Raw genomic sequence first — 17,682 nt, 5'->3', positions numbered from 1 at the left:
CTCAAGCCCTGTGCCCCAGGCTCCTGAGGTAGGCGCAGAACATATCGGCTATCGCATCGGAATAGGTCTCGATCTCCGCCGGCATTCGCGGACTTGCGGAAAATTCCTGTCCCGCCGCACTGAGCATCGTTATGACCAGGTCGCCGGCCAAGGCTCGGGTGGCATCCGGGGCCTCTGGTAGTGTCTCCTGCATGAATATCTCGACCGTTCGCTGCGCCGAAGCCCTCGCCGCTTGCGCCTCGGGCGCGTCCCGATAAAGCGGTGCCGCGTCGTCGAGCGCGCCACGCACTGCCGCTTCTTCACATTCCGAGCGGACAAAGGCATGAACCAGGACGCGCAACCGTTCGAGGGGAGGCTTCTCGACCTCCTGGAGAATACGGCACAGCAGGTCGGTCGTTTGCTGCCATTCGTCGCTCTGCAGCCGGAACAGAAGCGCCGCCTTGTTGGGGAAATACTGATAGAGCGAGCCAACGCTGACCCCAGCCTTTTCCGCCACCCGCGTGGTGGTGAAACGCTGCGCGCCTTCCTTCTCCAAAACCTGAACAGCAGCTTGCAAAATCGCCGCGACAAGGTCCGTGGCACGAGCCTGTTTGGGCTGTTTTCGTGAGGAAATCGAAGGGCTTGGGCGTCCGGTCATGTCGCGGCTCGGCGCTACGAATTGGAAACCTGAAGGATTATTCGTATTTTTCGGCACAACACAAGCACGCAGCCATTTCGACCGGAGACTTTCATGACGACGCTGACCAATGTCCCGCTGGCCCCGCTGCTCGCCCGCCTGTTCGAAGAAGCCAATGCCGCGACCAGTCCGGCGGTGGCCGCACTCTCGCACGAGGAACGGGCGCGCCTGCTCAACAGCAAGACCGAATATCTCGATTTCTACGGACGGTTGAAGGACCTCTGGCTGGCGATCTCGCCGGAGACCGGCACGCTGCTCTACATGCTGGCGCGCAGCAGCGGGGCGCGCATCATCATCGAATTCGGCACCTCGTTCGGCATCTCGACGCTCTATCTTGCCGCGGCGCTGCGCGACAATGGCGGCGGTCGCCTGATCACCACCGAATTCGAGCCGTCCAAGGCGATGCGGGCCAAGGCCAATCTGGTCGAGGGCGGCCCCATCGACCTGGTTGAGATCCGCGAAGGCGACGCGCTTGAAACGCTGAGCGCCGACCTGCCCGAAACGATCGACCTCTTGCTGCTCGACGGCGCCAAGGCGATCTATCCGGAGATACTCAGCCTGGTCGAGAGCCGCTTGCGGCCAGGCGCGCTGGTCATCGCCGACAATGCCGATTTCTCGCCTGAATATCTGGGACGGGTGCGCTCGCCGGCATCGGGCTACATGTCCACGCCGTTCGGCGAGGACGTCGAACTGTCGGTGCGGCTCGGCTGAAGCCGACCCCATCGCCGTCTGGGATTCTACCACGCGGCTCAAACCTCCCTGTCGCTCCAGGGCGACCGTAGGCGTTCACGTCAATCAACGCGCAAACCCCTGGCCGTCGACCAAAGTCGGGCCACCATGCGCAGGTGACGTCATGATCAACATGCTTCCTTCCTCCTGGCGCGCAGCCCCACGCCCAGCCCTGTTGGGGCTTCTGCTGTTCTTCTGCGCCGGTTTCGCCGATGGCGCGCTGATGCCTTTCTTTCCGCTCTGGGCGAGCAGCGAGGCGGGCATTCCCGTCGGCGCGATCGGCCTGCTGTTCGCCTGCTATGCCGGCGGCGAGCTGCTGGCGGCGCCGCTGATCGGCGGCATAGCCGACCGCGTCGGCCGGCGGCCGGTGCTGATTGCATCCTCGCTCGGCGTCGGCGCCGGCTTCCTGGCCCTGTTCTTTGTGCACGGCGTCGCCGTTACCGCGATCGTTCTGCTTGCGACCGGCATATACGAATCGGTGCTTCATCCGACGATCTTGACCGTGATCGCCGACGTGACCCCGCCATCCGCCCATCCGCGCTGGTTCAGCCTGGCGCGCGTGAGTTCAAGCGCCGGGCAGATTCTCGGGCCGGCCTGCGGCGCCCTGCTTGCGCTCGTATCGCTACGCAGCGTTTTCCTCGCCGGCGGCACGATACTTGTGCTGGGCGGGATCGTGATGCTCTTCGCCCTGAACGAGACGAGCGGCATCGGCCGCGCCGCCGGCGACGATCGCCTCGACGGTGGGGACGATGAAGAGGAAGGGCTGTCCGCGCTGCTGCCGGCGTTCCGCGACGGCCGGCTGGCGAAGCTGCTGCTCTGGGTCATGCTGTTCGAGGTCGCCGGCAACTGGATCGAGGCGGTGATCCCGCTCTATGCGCAGGATGCCGCGACGCTGACGCCATCCGGCGTCGGCGCACTGTTCGCCTATGCCGCCGCGCTGACGGTCGGCCTGCAGATGCTGGTCAGCCGCCTGGTCGAGGCACGATCCGCTCTCTGGCTGGCGGTCGGTGCCGGCCTGGCGACGATCCTCGCCTTTGCGCTGCTCGCCGCCTCGCCGGCGATGCTGACGCTGATTGGAGCCGTCAGCCTGTGCTCGATCGCGCAGATGCTGGTCGGACCGCTGGTGCCGACCGCCGTCAATGCGTTGGCGCCGCCCGCGCGACGCGCCTCCTACATGGCGGCCTCGTCGGTGGCGGTCGACCTCAAGGACTCGCTTGGGCCATCGATCGGCACGGCGCTCTACGCGCTGGCGCCGCGCCTGCCCTGGATCGCCGGCATCCCGCTGGTGGCGATCGCATCGCTCGGCCTTGGCGCCGCGATAGGCCGTGCGCGGCGCCCTTCGCGGCCGACCGAGGATGATGCCACGCCGCAACTGGGCTCAGCCGTCGAAAACTATCGCTGAGATAGTCGTTCGACATCATCGCGCAGACACGGGTCGGAAACCTCAGACGGGTTGTCGACCATCTGCGAACTGCGGAACCGGGGCCTCGCGCCGTTGGCCGCCGCGGACGGACGATGCTCGCGAAACGCCATGGCAAGGGTGCGCAACGCATCACGCGATTGAGCGTCCGAGAGCGTGGACAAAAGCATGATCTCCGACGCCGGCAACGGCGGCAGGCCGAATTTGCGGCTGACCTCGATGGTGCCGGGCGGAACCAGGCGAGACGAGAAGGCCCCGGCTGCGAGGCCGGCGGAAACGGCCTCGGCAACGGCGAAGGATCCGCAGCCGAGGAAAACCTGCGTCCACGGTATTCCAACCGCATCGAGCGTGCCGGTGATGACGTCGCGGATGCTGCAAGATGGGGCGGAGGCGGCCAGCCGCAGTGGCTCGCCGGCGCGGTAGACGAAATCCGGCGTGGCGTACCAGCCGAAATGTTCGGGCGCCAGCACCTCGCCGTCGCGGCGGTCGTCCTCGCGCCGGACGATCGCGGCATCGAGCTCGCCGCGATCGAACGCAGCAATCAACTCGCGTGTATCGTCGAGCCGCACCTCGATGGTCAAGGCCGGATCATGCGCATTGAGGCGTGCCAGCAAGGTCGGCACTTCGGCACCGCCGACATGGGTGGCAATGCCCAGCCGAAAATGGCGGCGAACAGCAGCGAGACTGGCGACGGCACGGTCGTGCGCGGCGAGCAGCTCGCGCGCCGGTTCGAGGAACACCGCACCACGCGCTGAAAGGCGCACCAGTCGCGGCGTCCGCTCGATCAGCTTCTGCCCCACCCGATCCTCCAACCGCTTCAGCTTGACGCTGATTGCGCCTTGCGTGCTGCCAAGCGCCTCGGCCGCGCGCGTAAAACTGCGCAACTCGGCGACGGCGACGAAAGCTTTCACCGCATCTACGTCCAGCGTCATATCAGTTATCTCGCTTTGTTGTCTCTGAAATAGCCAACCATGCAATTCTAAAATGATCAAGCCTGCCCTAGTCTGGCTTGGCGTGGCGGCCGTCATAGCGGTTCGTCCTGCCCAAGAAATCGAAAGGTTTGATCATGCCCACTGCCCTGACCCGTCGAGGCATCGTCGTTCTGTCCGCCGCATGCCTGGCGTGCCTGATGTTCGGGCTGGAGATTTCGAGCATTCCCACCATCCTGCCGACATTGGAGCAAGAGCTGCATGCCGACTTCAGGCAATTGCAATGGGTGATGAACGCTTACACGATCGCGGTCACCACCGTGCTGATGGCGGTCGGCACTATCGCGGACCGCTACGGACGCAAGCGCGTCTTCCTGGTCTCCACCGCCGCCTTCGGCCTGACGTCGCTGATCTGCGGCCTGGCGGACGATGTATCGACCTTGATCGTCGCGAGGTTCCTGCAGGGTTTGAGCGGCGGCGCGATGCTGATCTGCCAGCTCGCCGTGCTGTCGCACGAATTCAGGGGAGGGCGTGAGCGCGCCGTCGCCTGGGGCTGGTGGGGCGTGATCTTCGGTGTCGGCCTCGGCTTCGGACCCATCATCGGCGGTGGCATCGTCGCGGTCTCGAGCTGGGAATGGGTGTTCCTCATCCACGTGCCGGCAACGGCCGTGGCGTTCGTGCTGGCCTGGACCGGCGTCCACGAATCGAAGGATCCGGAGGCGGGCAAGCTCGACCTTGCGGGCATCGTGACGCTGTCGCCGTCGGTCTTCTGCCTGGTCTTCTACATCACGCAGGGACCGGATCTCGGCTTCGCCAGTCCGGCCGCGCTGACGATCCTCGGCCTCTCTATCGCGAGCTTCATCGCCTTCTTCATCGCCGAGCGGATCAGCAAGCGGCCCATGTTCGACTTCTCGGTCTTCCGGATCCGGCCCTTTTCGGGCGCCATCGTCGGTTCGGCGGCGATGAACCTCTCCTATTGGCCGTTCATGATCTACCTGCCGATCTGGTTTCATGCCGGACTGGGCTATGACAGCGTCTCGACCGGTCTTGCCTTGCTTGCCTACACGCTGCCGACGCTCGTCATGCCGCCCCTGGCGGAGCGGCTTTCGCTGCGCTACCAGCCCGGCATCATCATTCCGGCCGGGCTTGCCCTCATCGGCGTCGGTTTCTTCCTGATGAAGTTCGGCAGCGCCGCCGCGCGGCCTGACTGGCTGATGATGTTGCCCGGCTGCCTGATCGCCGGAGCCGGTCTTGGCATCACCAACACGCCCGTCACCAACACCACGACGGGCTCCGTTTCGAGCGACCGGGCGGGCATGGCCTCGGGCATCGACATGAGCGCCCGCATGGTTTCGCTGGCGGTGAACATAGCGGTGATGGGCTTCATCCTGGCAAGCGGCGTGCTGGCGCATCTGAGCACAGCACTGCCCGACCTCGACCCCAGCCAGCTGCGTCACTTCGCCGACGGGATCGCTGCCGGAAATCCCAACCCCGGTCTTGCCGATTCCGTTGTCCACAATGCACTGCGCAACGGCTTTGGCTGGGTGATGCTCTATGGCGGCATCGGCGTCTGGATCATGGCCGCCATCAGCTTCGTGAGCTTCAACGCCCGACCTGTGCGGACGGAGGTTCAGTGTCCCGATTGAACGGGCGACGCAGACGCTCAGCTGCTGGTCTGCAACGGGTCGGTGCCGATCTTGGACAGAAGGATCACCGCCTGGGTGCGGCTGTCGACACCGAGCTTCTGCAGGATGGCCGAGACATGCGCCTTGATGGTCGCCTCGGAAACGCCGAGCTCATAGGCGATCTGCTTGTTGAGCAAGCCTTCGGCCAGCATGCCGAGCACACGCGTCTGCTGCGGCGTCAGCGCCTGCAGCCGCTTGATCAGGTCCGATATTTCGGGATCGCGCTCGACACCGAGATCGACGCCGACGGGCGCGGCGATGTCGCCGGCCAGCACCGATTGCACGGCGTTGCGGATCTCCTCCATGCTGGCCGATTTGGAGATGAAGCCGGATGCGCCGAGATCGAGCGCCCGCCTGATGGTCGCCGGATCGTCATGCGCCGAGACCACGATCAGCGGTACCACAGGATGAATGCCGCGCAGCGAGACCAGGCCGGAGAGGCCGCTGGCGCCCGGCATCGACAAATCGAGCAGCACCAGATCGACATCCTCATTGGCCACGACCAATGCCTTGGCGCTTTCGAAATCGCCGGCCTCGTGGATGGCGGCGACATTGCCGATGCCGGCAAGCGCCTCGCGCAGCGCGCCGCGAAACAGCGGGTGATCGTCGGCGATGACGAAAGAATAGCCTGACGGCAAATGTTCCTCCCCGAATCCCGTCGATGATTTTTAAGCTTTTCGGGACCAGTCGGACGATTATGAGGGGCAGCGCGCTGTTTTCAAGCGGCAAAACCAGCGCGCCGCGTTTTCCCTACTTCGCAAGATCAAAGTGCTACAGCGTCCTTTGCGCGTCCAAAAGGACGCGCGGCGCTGCCGGAAGCTCAGGTCTTCTGCGAGTTGAGCTGGGCGCCGCCGCCATTGTCCTTGTCCATATCCTTGACGATGCCCATGAAGCCGCGCAGGAAGCGCTCCATATAGCTCATCGTCTTGTTGAAATCCTCCTCGCTCGGCAGTTTCGATTCGAGACGGGCGGAGAGCGAATTCTCGAGCTTGGTGACGCGCTCGTCCATTGCCTTCATCGAGGTCTGCAGGCGGTCGATTTCGTCCTGGAACGCGGCGCGTTCGTCGGCCGCCACCTTGCAGACGAGCTGACCCGAGCGTTCCTCGCAGATCGACATCGCACCGGTCTGCGTGTCCATGCGGACATAGCCGTTGGCGGATTTTTCCAGCCGGTAGCGGTCGGTCTCATCCGAATAAGCAGATACCGCGACCAGTGAAACCAGCGCGGCGGGGATCAAGATGTGTTGCAGACGCATGTTGTCCTCCATGGCCAAGGCTTGAAATATCGCATGTTTGCGCCGGAAATGGCGAAGACCTTTGGCGTGGTCTTCCCCGCACGACTGGTTCGGACTATAGCGCAACCATGTCTCAGTTTATCTACAAGATAACCCCGCAAGCGCTTTGGCGCGAGGCCGAAGCCAGTGGCCGCTTCACCGGCGCGCCGATCGACGTCGCCGACGGCTTCATACATTTCTCCACGGCGGCGCAGGTCCGGGAAACCGCGGCAAGGCATTTTTCCGGCCAGACAGACCTTCTGCTGGTCGCCGTCGACGAAGTCAGCCTGGGCGACGCCCTGAAATACGAGGTTTCACGCGGCGGCGCGCTGTTTCCGCATCTTTACGGTGTGCTGGAGCTGGATACCGTCAAATGGGTGCGGCCGCTGCCGCTCGGTGCCGACGGTACGCATCAATTCCCGCCGTTGGAGGGGCAATGAGCGTGCTCGACCAGCTCGGCCAGAAACTGCTGTTCACCTTCGATCCTGAAACCGCGCACGGCCTGTCGATCGCAGCGCTGCGCTGCGGCCTGCCGGCCGGCGTGCGGACGGTGCGCGACATCAGGCTGAAGGTCAGCCTTTGCGACCTCGATTTCCCCAACCCGCTCGGCATGGCGGCCGGATACGACAAGAATGCCGAGGTGCCCGACGCACTGCTTGGCCTTGGCTTCGGCTTTGCCGAGGTCGGCACCGTCACGCCGCTGTCGCAAGCCGGCAATCCGAAGCCGCGCATCTTCCGGCTGACGGCGGATGAAGCCGTGATCAACCGGCTGGGCTTCAACAATGAAGGTCATGCGGCGGCTGAAAGACGCCTTGCCGCGCGCAAGGGACGTTCCGGCATTGTCGGCGTCAACATCGGCGCCAACAAGGACAGCGCCGATCGCATCGGCGACTATGAGCGCGGCGTCACCCGCTTTGCCCCCTATGCCAGCTACCTCACGGTCAACATCTCCTCGCCCAACACGCCCGGCCTGCGCAACATGCAAGCACGCGAGCAGCTCGGCGAACTCTTGTCGCGTGTCATGGCCGCGCGTGCGTCAGCCGCAGCCCAGCCGCCCATTTTCCTCAAGATCGCGCCGGATCTGGTCGAGGCCGAGCTGGAGGATATCGCCGCCGAGGTTATTGAAAAACGGATCGACGGCATCATCGTCTCCAACACCACCATTTCGCGGCCGCCGCTGCGCAGCGGCGACGTCGCACGCGAAACCGGCGGGCTTTCGGGAAAACCGCTGTTCGAACGCTCGACCACCGTGCTGGCGAAGATGCGCAAGCTGCTCGGGCCGGGCATCGCCATCATCGGGGTCGGCGGCGTCGATTCCGCCGAGACCACGCTGGAGAAAATCCGCGCCGGAGCCGATCTGGTGCAGCTCTACACCGGCATGATCTATGCCGGACCCGCGCTGCCGGGCCGTATCGTCGCCGGCATGGCACGCTTTTGCGAGGCGGAGCGGTTGAAGTCCATTGGCGAATTGCGCGACAGCCACCTCGATCGGTGGGCGTCCAAGCCGCTCAGCTGAACGCCGTCCGCACCCGCAGCCGCAAAATGGTCAGCAGGCTGAAACCGCGCGCCAGCAGGAAAACGTGCAGCGCCGCCCACAGGCCATGATTGCCGAAGGCAGGCGCCAGCGTCAGCAGCGCGACGGCAAAGACCAGGAACGACAGCAACATCATGTTGCGCATGTCGCGCGACCAGGTTGCGCCGATGAAGACGCCATCCATCTGGAACGCCAGCACGCCGCTCAGCGCGGTGAACGCCGCCCAGGGCAAATAGATGTCGGCCACGGAGCGCACCTCCTGCGAGGTTGTGACGATGGCGACCAGATTGGCGCCTGCCGACAGCAGCACCAGGGTCGCGGCGCCGGCCAGCCCTAACCCCCAGAACAGGGTCAGCCGCACCGCCTGCCGGAAGGGCTGTTCGGCGCGCGCGCCGACGGCGCGGCCCGCGAGCTGCTCGGCCGCGGTGGCAAATCCGTCGAGGAAATAGCCGGCGACAAGGAAGAAGTTCATCAACACCGCGTTGGCGGCCAACGTCACCGTGCCGAACTGCGCGCCCTGGCGGGTGAACAGTGCGAAGGCGGCAAGCAGCGAGAACGAGCGGATCATGATATCGCGGTTGAGCGACAGCATGCGCAGGAAGGCGGCCATGTCGAGCAGCCGATGGCGCGGCAAGGGCGAGGTCGCGCGGAAGCGGCGGACCACGATGGCGAGACCCAGCAGCATGGCCAGGAATTCGCCCGTGACGGTCGCCCAGGCGACGCCGGCAACGCCCCAGCCAAGCTCCAGGCCAAGCAGGAAGCAGAGCGCGATGTTGATGCCGTTGAGCACCAGTTGCAGCACAAGGCCGAGCCCGCCCTCGCCACGCCCCAACACATAGCCGAGAATGGCGTAGTTGATCAGCGAGAACGGTGCGGCAAGCAGCCTGATCCTGATGTAGACGCCCATCGCCTCGCTGACGCGCGGTTCGGCGCCCATGAACCATTGGCCTGCGATGGCGATCAGCGGCGAAAGCGCCGCCAGCACGATGCCGGCAACGACCGCGATCAGCACGGCGCGCCAGAACACCGCCTGTTCCTCCAGCGCGTCGCCACGCCCGAAAGCCTGGGCAACGAGGCCGGTGGTGCCAGAACGCAGGAAATTGAAGCTGGTGAAGACGACGTCGAAAACGAGCGCGCCCGCCGCAAGGCCGCCGAGAAGAGCCGCGTCGCCGAACTGGCCGACAACAGCTGTGTCGACCAGGCCGAGGATCGGCGTGGTCAAATAGGCGAGCGTCATTGGCACCGCTATGGCGAGCACGGACCGGTTGGTGACGACAAAAGATCTGGCGTCGACTGGAGTTGCGCCCTTGTCCAAGGGATTGCTGCCTTGCTGATTTGCGGCTTGATCGAAGAGCCGATGTGCCCCATTTTCCGGCCACCGCGCAATCATTCTTCCCGCGATGGCCAACCGAAATCCCGGTCTGGCGCGAAGCCGCCGGATTCCGTTCATGCCCCTGCAGATCGTCCACCACCCCGACTACGACGCCGGCTTTGCCGCCAACCATCGCTTCCCGATGAACAAGTACCCGCTGCTGATGGAGGCTTTGCGCGCACGCGGCCTGGCCAGGCCTGAAGCGCTCAACACGGCTGAGCCGGCGCCTGCATCATGGTTGAAGCTTGCCCATGCCGCCGACTATGTCGACCAGGTCATCAGCTCTTCGGTGCCGGAAAAAATCGAACGCGAGATCGGCTTTCCGGTCGGCCCCCGCGTTTCGCTGCGCGCGCAGCTTGCCACCGGCGGCACGATGCTGGCGGCGCGGCTCGCCTTGCGCCATGGCATCGCCTGCAACACCGCGGGCGGCAGCCATCATGCGCGGCGCGCGCAAGGCGCCGGCTTCTGCACCTTCAACGACGTTGCCGTCGCCTCGCTGGTGCTGCTCGGCGAGGGTGCCGCGCAAAACATCCTGGTCGTCGATCTCGACGTGCATCAGGGCGATGGCACCGCGGACATTCTGGGAGACGAGCCAGGCGTGTTCACCTTCTCCATGCATGGCGAGCGCAACTATCCCGTGCGCAAGATCGCCTCCGATCTCGACATCGCGCTTCCCGACGGCACGGGCGATGCCGGCTATCTCCGGAGGCTGGCCACGATCCTGCCGGAGCTGTCGGCCCGGGCGCGCTGGGACATCGTTTTCTACAACGCCGGCGTCGACGTCCACGCCGAGGACCGGCTTGGCAGGCTGGCGCTTTCCAATGACGGCCTGCGCGCCCGCGACGAGATGGTCATCGGCCATTTTCGTGCGCTCGGCATTCCGGTCTGCGGCGTCATCGGCGGCGGCTATTCCACTGATGTGCCGGCCCTTGCCGCACGGCACGCCATCCTGTTCGAGGTTGCCTCGGCCTGCGCCTAGAGCAGTTCACCGTTTTACGGAAACGGCGAACCGCTCTAACTCTTTGTTTTGACGCAATTCCCAAGGGAAAGCGCTACGCGCGTTTCCTGGAATTGCTCTAAAAATCACTTCCGATAGTTGGCGATCCTGAGCAGGATGAAAGCCGGCACGACGATCGCGGCACCAAGCAGGATGTAGCCGAGGAAGCGGTCAATGGCGTGGAAGCCCAGGTTCCAGAGGTCGATAAAGAACTTCTGGATGCCGTAGAAGACATCCATCGGCGACCAGCCGAAGGCATTCATGACAAGGCCGACGAGGAACGACACCACCAGCAGCTTCAGGATCACCCTGAGCGGCGAGTCGCCGAGGAAGCGCGTCAGTGCGGACAAGGTCGTCTCCCGATTGAAATGCCCAGACTCACAGGCATGGCCCAGAGATACGTGCTTGGCGGCTATCCATCAAGCGCGGTTGTGCCCGGGGAAACCTGGAACAGGTGATCGAGACGCCGAGCCTCAGACGGCTCGCAATTCTTAAATATAGGTAAACAAGATCATTTTAATTTGTTGAAAATAAAGCACAAAATCGTCATTTTTCGATTTTGCGCAATGTGCGTGCAATTTTCACTTGCGAGACAGTCGGCGTCTTTCAGGTGACTGGTTGCGCGGCGCTCTGCCCCCCTACCACAGCTGGCGAACGCCAGTCTCAGGACCGTGCAGCCACCCCTGAAAGACACCAAACCGGAGCCTGACCGCCCTCGGCCAAGCTCCTCGGGAGTTAACCTGCGTGTCGATTGCTGGATGCGCGTTTGTGTTGGAGTAATGCTGTGTCCTCTCGAGTAAAGATCGTCCTGACGGCGGCTGGCCTCGCCTTTTGCCTTCTCGGGCCGGCGATGGCCGCCGACCTTTCACCCACCTACAACGACCCGCCCGCCTTCCAGTGGAGCGGCGCCTATGTCGGCGTCCATGGCGGCACGGCGTTCACCGGGATGCCAAACCCGTTTGCAGGCCGCAATGGCTTCAGCGGCGGCGTCCAGGCCGGCTACAACCAGCAAATGGGTCCCGCCGTTCTCGGCGCCGAGATCGAAGGCTCTTATCTGGGCGGCGCCGAACACGACGTCCGGGGCGGCAAGATCAAGGAGAAATGGCGCGGTGCCGCCAAGGCCAAGGCTGGATTGAGCTTCGACCAGACGCTGCTGTTTGGCACCGGCGGTGTGGCCCTGACCAAGTTCGACAAGGGCGACAACGTCAGCAGCACCGACGGATGGAAGGTCGGCTACCTCCTGGGCGCCGGCATCGAGCAGGGCTTCGCCGGCGGGCTGTCCGCCAAGGTCGAGTACGACTATGTCCGCACCCCCGGCGTCGAGACGACATCGGCTCTTGGCGCGTCGAAGACGACGATCGGCAGCCATGAACTGAAGGCCGGCATCAACTACCGGTTCTAGTACGGGCGAACCTGGATTGCACGATGCCCGCTGGCCATCGCGCAATCCGGTGTCTCGATGTCCACCGCACAGCGGCTTTTTCCGCAATGGCGCCCTTCCCACGCGTCCTTGCAATGTCGATGCAATCTTCGCGATCTAGGTCCGTGCGTGAATTTTCACCATGGGAATCTGTTCCAATATGTCCAAGCATGGCGCCAGCCTCCTGACACAGGCCCCGAAGGTCTTCTTCATCGCAATCGCGCTCGCGGGCTGCGCCTCCGACATCATGAAGAACTATGTCGGGCAGCCGGTCGAATCGGTCGTCCTTGATTATGGTCCGCCCACGGCGATCGTCGATCTTGGCCAGGGTGAGCGCGCCTATCAGTGGCGCAAGTTGTCGACGTCAGCGGTTTCCGGAACATCGAGCGGCGAGGTTCGCGAGACAAAGCACGGAACCGTCTATGAAGAGACCGAGACGCCCGGCTATATCGAGCGTCAGGAATGCTTCTACACATTCTATGCCCGCGCTTCCGGCGGTCGCTGGTTCATCACCAATTTCCGCCAGCCAAAGCTGGAATGCGAATGAATCGCCGCGGCCGCAGACCCGGACCGGCCGCGGATAAAGGAGACTATTCATGCGCGTCCTGTTGATCGAGGACGAACCGGAAATGGCCTCCGTGCTGAAGGCCGCGCTCGAGCGTGTGGACATCATCGTCGACCATGCCGCGACATTGGCCGATGCCGAGGCGATGGCCCGCCTGGGCTATCACGACGCGGTGGTGCTGGACCGCCGGCTGCCGGATGGCGACGGTCTCAGCCTCATACCGCGCCTGCGTGCCTTGCATCTGGATGTGCCTGTCATCGCACTGACGGCGATGAGCGGGTTGGACGACCGGGTCGCCGGGCTCGATGCCGGCGCCGACGATTACATGGTCAAGCCCTTCGCCACGGTGGAACTCGTCGCGCGGCTTCATGCCTTGCACCGCCGCTCGTTCACCTCGCGCGCCAACCAGACGATGGTCGGCCGCCTCACCTATGATTTCCGCCATCGCGAAGCGCTGATCGAGGACCAGGCGCTCGATCTGCCGCGGCGCGAGAGGCTGGTGCTTGAAACGCTGCTCCGCCGGCCGGGCCGGACCATCATGCGCAGCGCGCTAGAAGAGGCCGTCTACGCGTTCGACGACGAGATCGGCTCCAATGCGCTCGATGCGCATATTTCGCGGCTGCGCCGCAAGCTCGACGATGTCGCCGCCGGCATCGAGATCCGGGCGATCCGCAACCTCGGCTATCTCCTGCGGGCGGTCTCGTGAAGAAGGTCCGTACCGGCTCGCTGCAATGGATCCTGGTCCGGCGGCTGATCCTGCTGCAGGCGGCGACGCTGCTCATCTTCATCGTGCTTTGCGCGGCAGCCCTTTGGATCGCCAACCCGCGCCTGCTGATCGACAATGAGGCCGCCGTCGCGGCCGTCAAGGATGCGGTCGACCGGGACAAGGACGGCAGGCTGATCGTGCGTGAAACGGAAGAACTCACCGCGTTTCGCGAGAGCTTCCCCAATGTCTGGTACATCGTTCGCGACGGCAGCGGCGGGAGCGTCCGTGCCGGCAACATACCCGACATCTACACCAAAGGCTTCGGCGAGCTGCTTGACGGGGCCGATCACGCCACGATCGGATTCTCCGACAAGGACATGCGGCCGGAAGCCTTTATCGAAAACGCGTCGACCAAGGCCGGCACGGTGCAGATCGTCGCCGCGACGCAGTCGTCGCGCCAACAGACAGACGGCCTCGAGATCAACATTTCGGCCACTGTCGAAGTCGCCCGCAATCCAGACGGCAGCAGGAATTGGGAGCGCGCCCTGCCGGCCCTCGCGCTCGTCATCGCGATCCTGCTTTTGCCCATAATCCTCGTCATGGGCGCGACGACGCTGGTGACGACGCCAGCCGTGGTGCGCCGTTCCTTCGCCGGCCTTGTCGAAACGGTCCGCCAGGCAGCGCGCATCGACATCGGCACCCGCGCCATGCAACTGCCGGTCAAGCAGGTGCCGCAGGAAATCGCGCCGCTCGTGCATGCCTTCAACGAGGCGCTTGCCCGCCTCGCCCACGGCTATGACCGCCACAACCGCTTCCTCACCGACGCGGCGCATGAACTGCGCACGCCGATCGCCATCCTGCGCACACGCGCTGAATTGCTGAAGCAGGAGCCACAGAGCGCCCGGCTGCTGCAAGATATCGAACGCCTGTCGCATCTTGCCCAGCAACTGCTCGACCATCAGTTGCTCGACCGCTCGTCGGACCAGCGCCAGATCGTCGATCTCGACGATCTCGTCAGCCGGGTGGCGGCCGACTTCGCACCGCTGGCCATCGAGGCTGGCTATGACCTTGCCTTCGAGCCGTCGCCAAACAAGGCCCGAGTAGAAATCAATGTCCTGCAGATCGACCGGGCGCTCGCCAACCTCGTGCGCAACGCGATCGAGCATGGCGGCGGCAGCGGCACGATCACGATCGCCATCGACGAGGCCGGTGGCATCGAGGTGCGCGACGAAGGGCCGGGCATTCCCGCGGAAGAGCGCGAGAACGTCTTCGAGCCCTTCTATCGCTTGCAGCCGCAGTCGCGCGGCGCGGGGCTGGGACTGAACCTCGCCCGGCAGATCGCGCTGCTGCATGACGGGACGATCAGCATCCTGACGGGCTCCTGGCGCGGCGCCCGCATCCGCATGGAGTTGCCGGTGCGTTCGTGACGTGCCGACCCATCGTCTCGGCCGGCCGAAGCCCCCATGTCGATCCCTGGCTTATCTGTTTTCTAACCAATTGCCGCTATTGCCATTCCAAGAGCGGGAGCCAGGCTTTGGTGGGAACGGGAAAAATCGGCGCGCGCCGCGCGGTCACGCTTTCGGTCGTCGTGCCATGCTACAATGAGCGTGACGGCGTGGCCGAGCTTCACCGACGCGTCAGCGCCGTATGCCTTGAGCAAAGCCATTCCTACGAGATCGTGCTTGTCATCGACGGGGCGACCGACGGCACCCGCGAGGCCATTTTCGAACTGGCCGAAAAGGACGACCATGTCGTCGCCATCGACCTTGCCCGCAATTACGGCCACCAGATCGCCTTGAGCGCGGGGTTGGAATTCTGCCGCGGCGAGCGCATCCTCATTCTCGACGCCGATCTCCAGGATCCGCCCGAACTGCTCGGCGCGATGATGGCGAAGATGGATGAAGGCTTCGATGTCGTCTACGGCCAGAGGGTGAAGCGCGACGGTGAAGGCTGGTTCAAGCTGGCCTCCGCCTCGATGTTCTACCGCCTGCTCGGCCGGATGGTCGATGTCGAGATCGCACCGGACTCCGGAGACTTCCGGCTGATGAGCCGCCGGGCGCTCGACCATCTGAATGCGATGCCCGAACGCTACAGGTTCATTCGCGGCATGGTGAGTTGGATCGGGCTCAGGCAGGTCGCCTTCCCCTATGAGAGGCACCGCCGCTTTGCCGGCACCACCCACTATCCGCTGAAGAAGATGATCCTGCTGGCGGTCGACGCGATGACCAGCTTTTCGATCGTGCCTTTGCGGTTTGCCTCGATGCTGGGGATGATGTTCGGCCTGCTCGGCCTGGTCGTGCTCGGCTATACACTGCTTGAATGGTCCAGGGGCAACGTGGTGCCCGGCTGGACGAGCCTTGCCGCGATCATGCTGATCCTGGGCAGCGTCCAGCTTCTGGTGCTCGGCATTTTCGGCGAGTATCTCGGCCGCATGTACATGGAGACGAAGCGGCGGCCGCTCTACTTCGTTAACGAAATCGTTTCGCGCGACCAACCGGCCAAGGACAGCGACCTGCCCGTCCATCGCCTGCAGGAGATGGCGAAAAGAGCCGCGCGTGGCTGAGGCGAAGGTCGAGCGGATGCAAGGGGAACGGCATGGGCAGGATGCGGTCGGCTCTTCCGTTTGACGTCTCGCGGATGCTGCGCTTTGGCGCCGTCATGTATGCAGGCCTCATCGCAATCGCGAAGGCGACACCGTCACCTGGAGCCGTGACATGAACCAGGCCGCTGCAATCGCGACGGCGACGCCATCGCTCGGGGACGCGCAACGCAGCAGGCTGATACTTTGCCTTCTCTGCGCGTGCCTGGTGGCCTATTGGCTTGCCACCTCTGCCAGCGCGATGCTTCAGGATCCCGACAGTTGGTGGCAAGTGAAGGTCGGGCTGGACTTTCTGGACAACCGGACGTTTCCCGTCGTCGACCCCTATTCCTATACGTTCGCCGGTCAGCCCTGGATCGCCAAGGAATGGCTGGGGCAGGTCTTTCTGGCCCTCGCCTACCGTGCCGGCGGCTGGAATGGCGTCGTCACACTGATCATCGCCACGGTCAGCTTGACGGTCTTCCTGATGGGATGGTTCCTCAGCGCATGGCTGAAGCCGACACTGGCGATAGCGCTGGCCTTCGCCGCGGCTTTGCTGATCGCCCCGATCTATACGGCTCGTCCACACGTCTTCACCTTGCCGATCATCGTCGTCTGGACGGCAATGCTGTTTCGCGCCGCGCAGGAAGAGAGAGCCCCGCCTTTGTGGCTGCTCGTGCTTGTGGTCTTGTGGGCCAACCTTCATGCCACGTTCACCCTTAGCTTCGTCATTGCTGCCTTTGCCGGGCTCGATCTCCTGGCGCGCTCGGGCTTGTCGAAACCCGCCCTCCTGGCAAAATGGGTTGCTTTCGGCCTGCTCTGTCCGCTGGTCAGCCTGATGCATCCCTATGGGATGAAAGCCATCCTGGCGACGTTCACGGTGGCCTATGGCAACGAGGCGGTGCCACTCATCCTGGAGTGGCGGGCGTTCAACGCGCAGGAGCAGGTCTTCCAGGAAGCGGTGATGCTGTTGGCGCTTTTCGGACTTTTAGTATCGAGGCTGCGGATCGGCTGGGCCAAGGCGGTGTTCATCGTCTTCGCCTTGCATGTCTATCTCGCCCATCTGCGGTTTGTATATCTGCCCTTCCTGCTGATCCCCCTGGTGATCGCGGTCGAGGTGGCCCGGCAATACCCCACAGTCTCGACCACGACCTGGCTGGCGGAAAAGCGTGACGGACTGGAAAAACTCTTCGCCAGCCAGTTTTACGCGATCTGCGGCGCAATCGCTGTCCTGCTGGTCGGTGCAGTCGTCATCCTCGGCAGTGCCTACCAGGTTGCGCCGAGCCCGAAGACGGCGGCCAGCGGCGCCCTCGCATACGCACGGGATCACCAGCTTTCCGGCAACGTGCTGAATTCCTATAATTTCGGCGGCACGCTGATTTTCCACGACATCAAGACCTATGTCGACGGCAGGACGGACCAGTTGTTCCTCGGCGGCTTCACGAAAGCCGAGGACGCGACGGGACACAGCGACGGAAAACCACTGCTCGAGGCCCAACTGAAGAAATACGCCATCGGCTGGGCACTCCTTACATCAGACGATACCCGCATCCCCTTCTTCGCGGAGTTGGGCTGGAAGCGAGCCTATGCGGACGACGACGCCGTGATCTACCTGCCCCCGGCGCCTGACTTACAGCGTCCGGACGAAACCGGTTTCGTCAGCGTTCGAAGGTCTGGCGTCCGCCTTGACATGGATGTTGCAGTGCAGCAAACTTGTGTTGCAGAGCACAGTCCGTAAAGCCCACGAGCCACGATTTTTCGAACGACGGGGACATCGCCGCATGAGGAGCATGTCAGG

General features: G+C 64.0%; 18 protein-coding genes. 12 read left to right on the top strand and 6 right to left on the bottom strand.

Annotated elements, in window-relative coordinates; genetic code table 11:
- Position 1 precedes the first annotated feature (1 nt).
- The gene (locus ACLGL5_RS11010) at positions 2 to 637 is read right to left on the bottom strand and encodes a TetR/AcrR family transcriptional regulator (protein WP_069090973.1); all 636 of its coding nucleotides are present in this window, start codon (positions 635 to 637) and stop codon (positions 2 to 4) included.
- Between the two features lie 93 nt (positions 638 to 730).
- Here ACLGL5_RS11010 and ACLGL5_RS11005 point away from each other — a divergent pair, with 93 nt between their 5' ends.
- Entirely contained in the window at positions 731 to 1,387 is a 657-nt protein-coding gene (locus tag ACLGL5_RS11005) for an O-methyltransferase (protein ID WP_069090972.1), read from the top strand.
- Positions 1,388 to 1,529: 142 nt separating this feature from the next.
- Positions 1,530 to 2,807, top strand: a complete 1,278-nt coding sequence (locus ACLGL5_RS11000) for an MDR family MFS transporter (RefSeq protein WP_245307024.1) — start codon at positions 1,530 to 1,532, stop codon at positions 2,805 to 2,807.
- On the opposite strand, the gene ACLGL5_RS10995 is transcribed toward ACLGL5_RS11000, so the two are convergent.
- On the bottom strand, positions 2,798 to 3,757 hold the full coding sequence (locus ACLGL5_RS10995; RefSeq protein WP_069090971.1) for a LysR family transcriptional regulator: 960 nt from the start codon (positions 3,755 to 3,757) through the stop codon (positions 2,798 to 2,800). The two genes, ACLGL5_RS11000 and ACLGL5_RS10995, sit on opposite strands and share 10 nt — an antisense overlap.
- Before the next feature lie 134 nt (positions 3,758 to 3,891).
- Between ACLGL5_RS10995 and ACLGL5_RS10990 the strand changes: the two genes are divergently transcribed.
- Entirely contained in the window at positions 3,892 to 5,400 is a 1,509-nt protein-coding gene (locus ACLGL5_RS10990) for an MFS transporter (protein WP_069090970.1), read from the top strand.
- Between the two features lie 17 nt (positions 5,401 to 5,417).
- On the opposite strand, the gene ACLGL5_RS10985 is transcribed toward ACLGL5_RS10990, so the two are convergent.
- Both ACLGL5_RS10985 and ACLGL5_RS10980 read right to left on the bottom strand, forming a co-directional pair.
- The gene (locus ACLGL5_RS10985; RefSeq protein ID WP_069090969.1) at positions 5,418 to 6,077 is read right to left on the bottom strand and encodes a response regulator transcription factor; all 660 of its coding nucleotides are present in this window, start codon (positions 6,075 to 6,077) and stop codon (positions 5,418 to 5,420) included.
- A gap of 182 nt (positions 6,078 to 6,259) precedes the next feature.
- Positions 6,260 to 6,694: a hypothetical protein gene (locus ACLGL5_RS10980; protein WP_069093267.1), complete on the bottom strand. Its 435-nt coding sequence runs from the start codon at positions 6,692 to 6,694 to the stop codon at positions 6,260 to 6,262.
- A 107-nt stretch (positions 6,695 to 6,801) separates the two neighbouring features.
- Here ACLGL5_RS10980 and ACLGL5_RS10975 point away from each other — a divergent pair, with 107 nt between their 5' ends.
- Together ACLGL5_RS10975 and ACLGL5_RS10970 are read left to right on the top strand one after the other, a co-directional pair.
- Entirely contained in the window at positions 6,802 to 7,152 is a 351-nt protein-coding gene (locus ACLGL5_RS10975) for a DUF952 domain-containing protein (protein ID WP_038644484.1), read from the top strand.
- Positions 7,149 to 8,228 carry a quinone-dependent dihydroorotate dehydrogenase gene (locus ACLGL5_RS10970; protein ID WP_069090968.1) on the top strand — a complete coding sequence of 360 codons (1,080 nt, stop codon included), beginning with the start codon at positions 7,149 to 7,151 and terminating at the stop codon, positions 8,226 to 8,228. Before ACLGL5_RS10975 ends, ACLGL5_RS10970 begins: the two co-directional genes overlap by 4 nt.
- On the opposite strand, the gene ACLGL5_RS10965 is transcribed toward ACLGL5_RS10970, so the two are convergent.
- Positions 8,221 to 9,561, bottom strand: a complete 1,341-nt coding sequence (locus ACLGL5_RS10965) for an MATE family efflux transporter (protein ID WP_069093266.1) — start codon at positions 9,559 to 9,561, stop codon at positions 8,221 to 8,223. The genes ACLGL5_RS10970 and ACLGL5_RS10965 overlap by 8 nt on opposite strands.
- Before the next feature lie 133 nt (positions 9,562 to 9,694).
- On the opposite strand from ACLGL5_RS10965, the gene ACLGL5_RS10960 reads away from it, so the two are divergent.
- Positions 9,695 to 10,597 carry a histone deacetylase family protein gene (locus tag ACLGL5_RS10960; RefSeq protein ID WP_069093265.1) on the top strand — a complete coding sequence of 301 codons (903 nt, stop codon included), beginning with the start codon at positions 9,695 to 9,697 and terminating at the stop codon, positions 10,595 to 10,597.
- A 104-nt stretch (positions 10,598 to 10,701) separates the two neighbouring features.
- Here ACLGL5_RS10960 and ACLGL5_RS10955 read toward each other — a convergent pair whose 3' ends face one another.
- The gene (locus tag ACLGL5_RS10955) at positions 10,702 to 10,965 is read right to left on the bottom strand and encodes a DUF6460 domain-containing protein (protein ID WP_027047739.1); all 264 of its coding nucleotides are present in this window, start codon (positions 10,963 to 10,965) and stop codon (positions 10,702 to 10,704) included.
- A 434-nt stretch (positions 10,966 to 11,399) separates the two neighbouring features.
- On the opposite strand from ACLGL5_RS10955, the gene ACLGL5_RS10950 reads away from it, so the two are divergent.
- From ACLGL5_RS10950 to ACLGL5_RS10925, 6 genes are all read left to right on the top strand, one after another.
- Positions 11,400 to 12,017 (top strand): outer membrane protein, encoded by a 618-nt coding sequence (locus ACLGL5_RS10950; RefSeq protein ID WP_069090967.1) that lies wholly within the window; start codon positions 11,400 to 11,402, stop codon positions 12,015 to 12,017.
- Between the two features lie 178 nt (positions 12,018 to 12,195).
- Positions 12,196 to 12,582 (top strand): hypothetical protein, encoded by a 387-nt coding sequence (locus tag ACLGL5_RS10945; protein ID WP_064984677.1) that lies wholly within the window; start codon positions 12,196 to 12,198, stop codon positions 12,580 to 12,582.
- A gap of 49 nt (positions 12,583 to 12,631) precedes the next feature.
- Positions 12,632 to 13,306: a response regulator transcription factor gene (locus ACLGL5_RS10940; protein ID WP_038644477.1), complete on the top strand. Its 675-nt coding sequence runs from the start codon at positions 12,632 to 12,634 to the stop codon at positions 13,304 to 13,306.
- Complete coding sequence (locus ACLGL5_RS10935) at positions 13,303 to 14,733, top strand: sensor histidine kinase (RefSeq protein WP_069090966.1); 1,431 nt, start codon at positions 13,303 to 13,305, stop codon at positions 14,731 to 14,733. Before ACLGL5_RS10940 ends, ACLGL5_RS10935 begins: the two co-directional genes overlap by 4 nt.
- A gap of 110 nt (positions 14,734 to 14,843) precedes the next feature.
- Positions 14,844 to 15,869: a glycosyltransferase family 2 protein gene (locus tag ACLGL5_RS10930; protein WP_019863154.1), complete on the top strand. Its 1,026-nt coding sequence runs from the start codon at positions 14,844 to 14,846 to the stop codon at positions 15,867 to 15,869.
- Positions 15,870 to 16,020: 151 nt separating this feature from the next.
- Positions 16,021 to 17,622 carry a hypothetical protein gene (locus ACLGL5_RS10925; RefSeq protein WP_245307023.1) on the top strand — a complete coding sequence of 534 codons (1,602 nt, stop codon included), beginning with the start codon at positions 16,021 to 16,023 and terminating at the stop codon, positions 17,620 to 17,622.
- Positions 17,623 to 17,682: the final 60 nt, after the last annotated feature.

The sequence above is a fragment of the Mesorhizobium sp. U510 genome, from assembly GCF_059180695.1.
This window is presented reverse-complemented; position numbering and strand designations above follow the sequence as displayed.

Excerpts from the sequence above, each read along its gene's own strand:
- ACLGL5_RS11010 (WP_069090973.1), bottom strand. The coding sequence starts at position 637 with ATGACCGGACGCCCAAGCCCTTCGATTTCCTCACGAAAACAGCCCAAA.
- ACLGL5_RS11005 (WP_069090972.1), top strand. The coding sequence starts at position 731 with ATGACGACGCTGACCAATGTCCCGCTGGCCCCGCTGCTCGCCCGCCTG.
- ACLGL5_RS11000 (WP_245307024.1), top strand. The coding sequence starts at position 1,530 with ATGATCAACATGCTTCCTTCCTCCTGGCGCGCAGCCCCACGCCCAGCC.
- ACLGL5_RS10995 (WP_069090971.1), bottom strand. The coding sequence starts at position 3,757 with ATGACGCTGGACGTAGATGCGGTGAAAGCTTTCGTCGCCGTCGCCGAG.
- ACLGL5_RS10990 (WP_069090970.1), top strand. The coding sequence starts at position 3,892 with ATGCCCACTGCCCTGACCCGTCGAGGCATCGTCGTTCTGTCCGCCGCA.
- ACLGL5_RS10980 (WP_069093267.1), bottom strand. The coding sequence starts at position 6,694 with ATGCGTCTGCAACACATCTTGATCCCCGCCGCGCTGGTTTCACTGGTC.
- ACLGL5_RS10975 (WP_038644484.1), top strand. The coding sequence starts at position 6,802 with ATGTCTCAGTTTATCTACAAGATAACCCCGCAAGCGCTTTGGCGCGAG.
- ACLGL5_RS10970 (WP_069090968.1), top strand. The coding sequence starts at position 7,149 with ATGAGCGTGCTCGACCAGCTCGGCCAGAAACTGCTGTTCACCTTCGAT.
- ACLGL5_RS10960 (WP_069093265.1), top strand. The coding sequence starts at position 9,695 with ATGCCCCTGCAGATCGTCCACCACCCCGACTACGACGCCGGCTTTGCC.
- ACLGL5_RS10945 (WP_064984677.1), top strand. The coding sequence starts at position 12,196 with ATGTCCAAGCATGGCGCCAGCCTCCTGACACAGGCCCCGAAGGTCTTC.
- ACLGL5_RS10940 (WP_038644477.1), top strand. The coding sequence starts at position 12,632 with ATGCGCGTCCTGTTGATCGAGGACGAACCGGAAATGGCCTCCGTGCTG.
- ACLGL5_RS10925 (WP_245307023.1), top strand. The coding sequence starts at position 16,021 with ATGAACCAGGCCGCTGCAATCGCGACGGCGACGCCATCGCTCGGGGAC.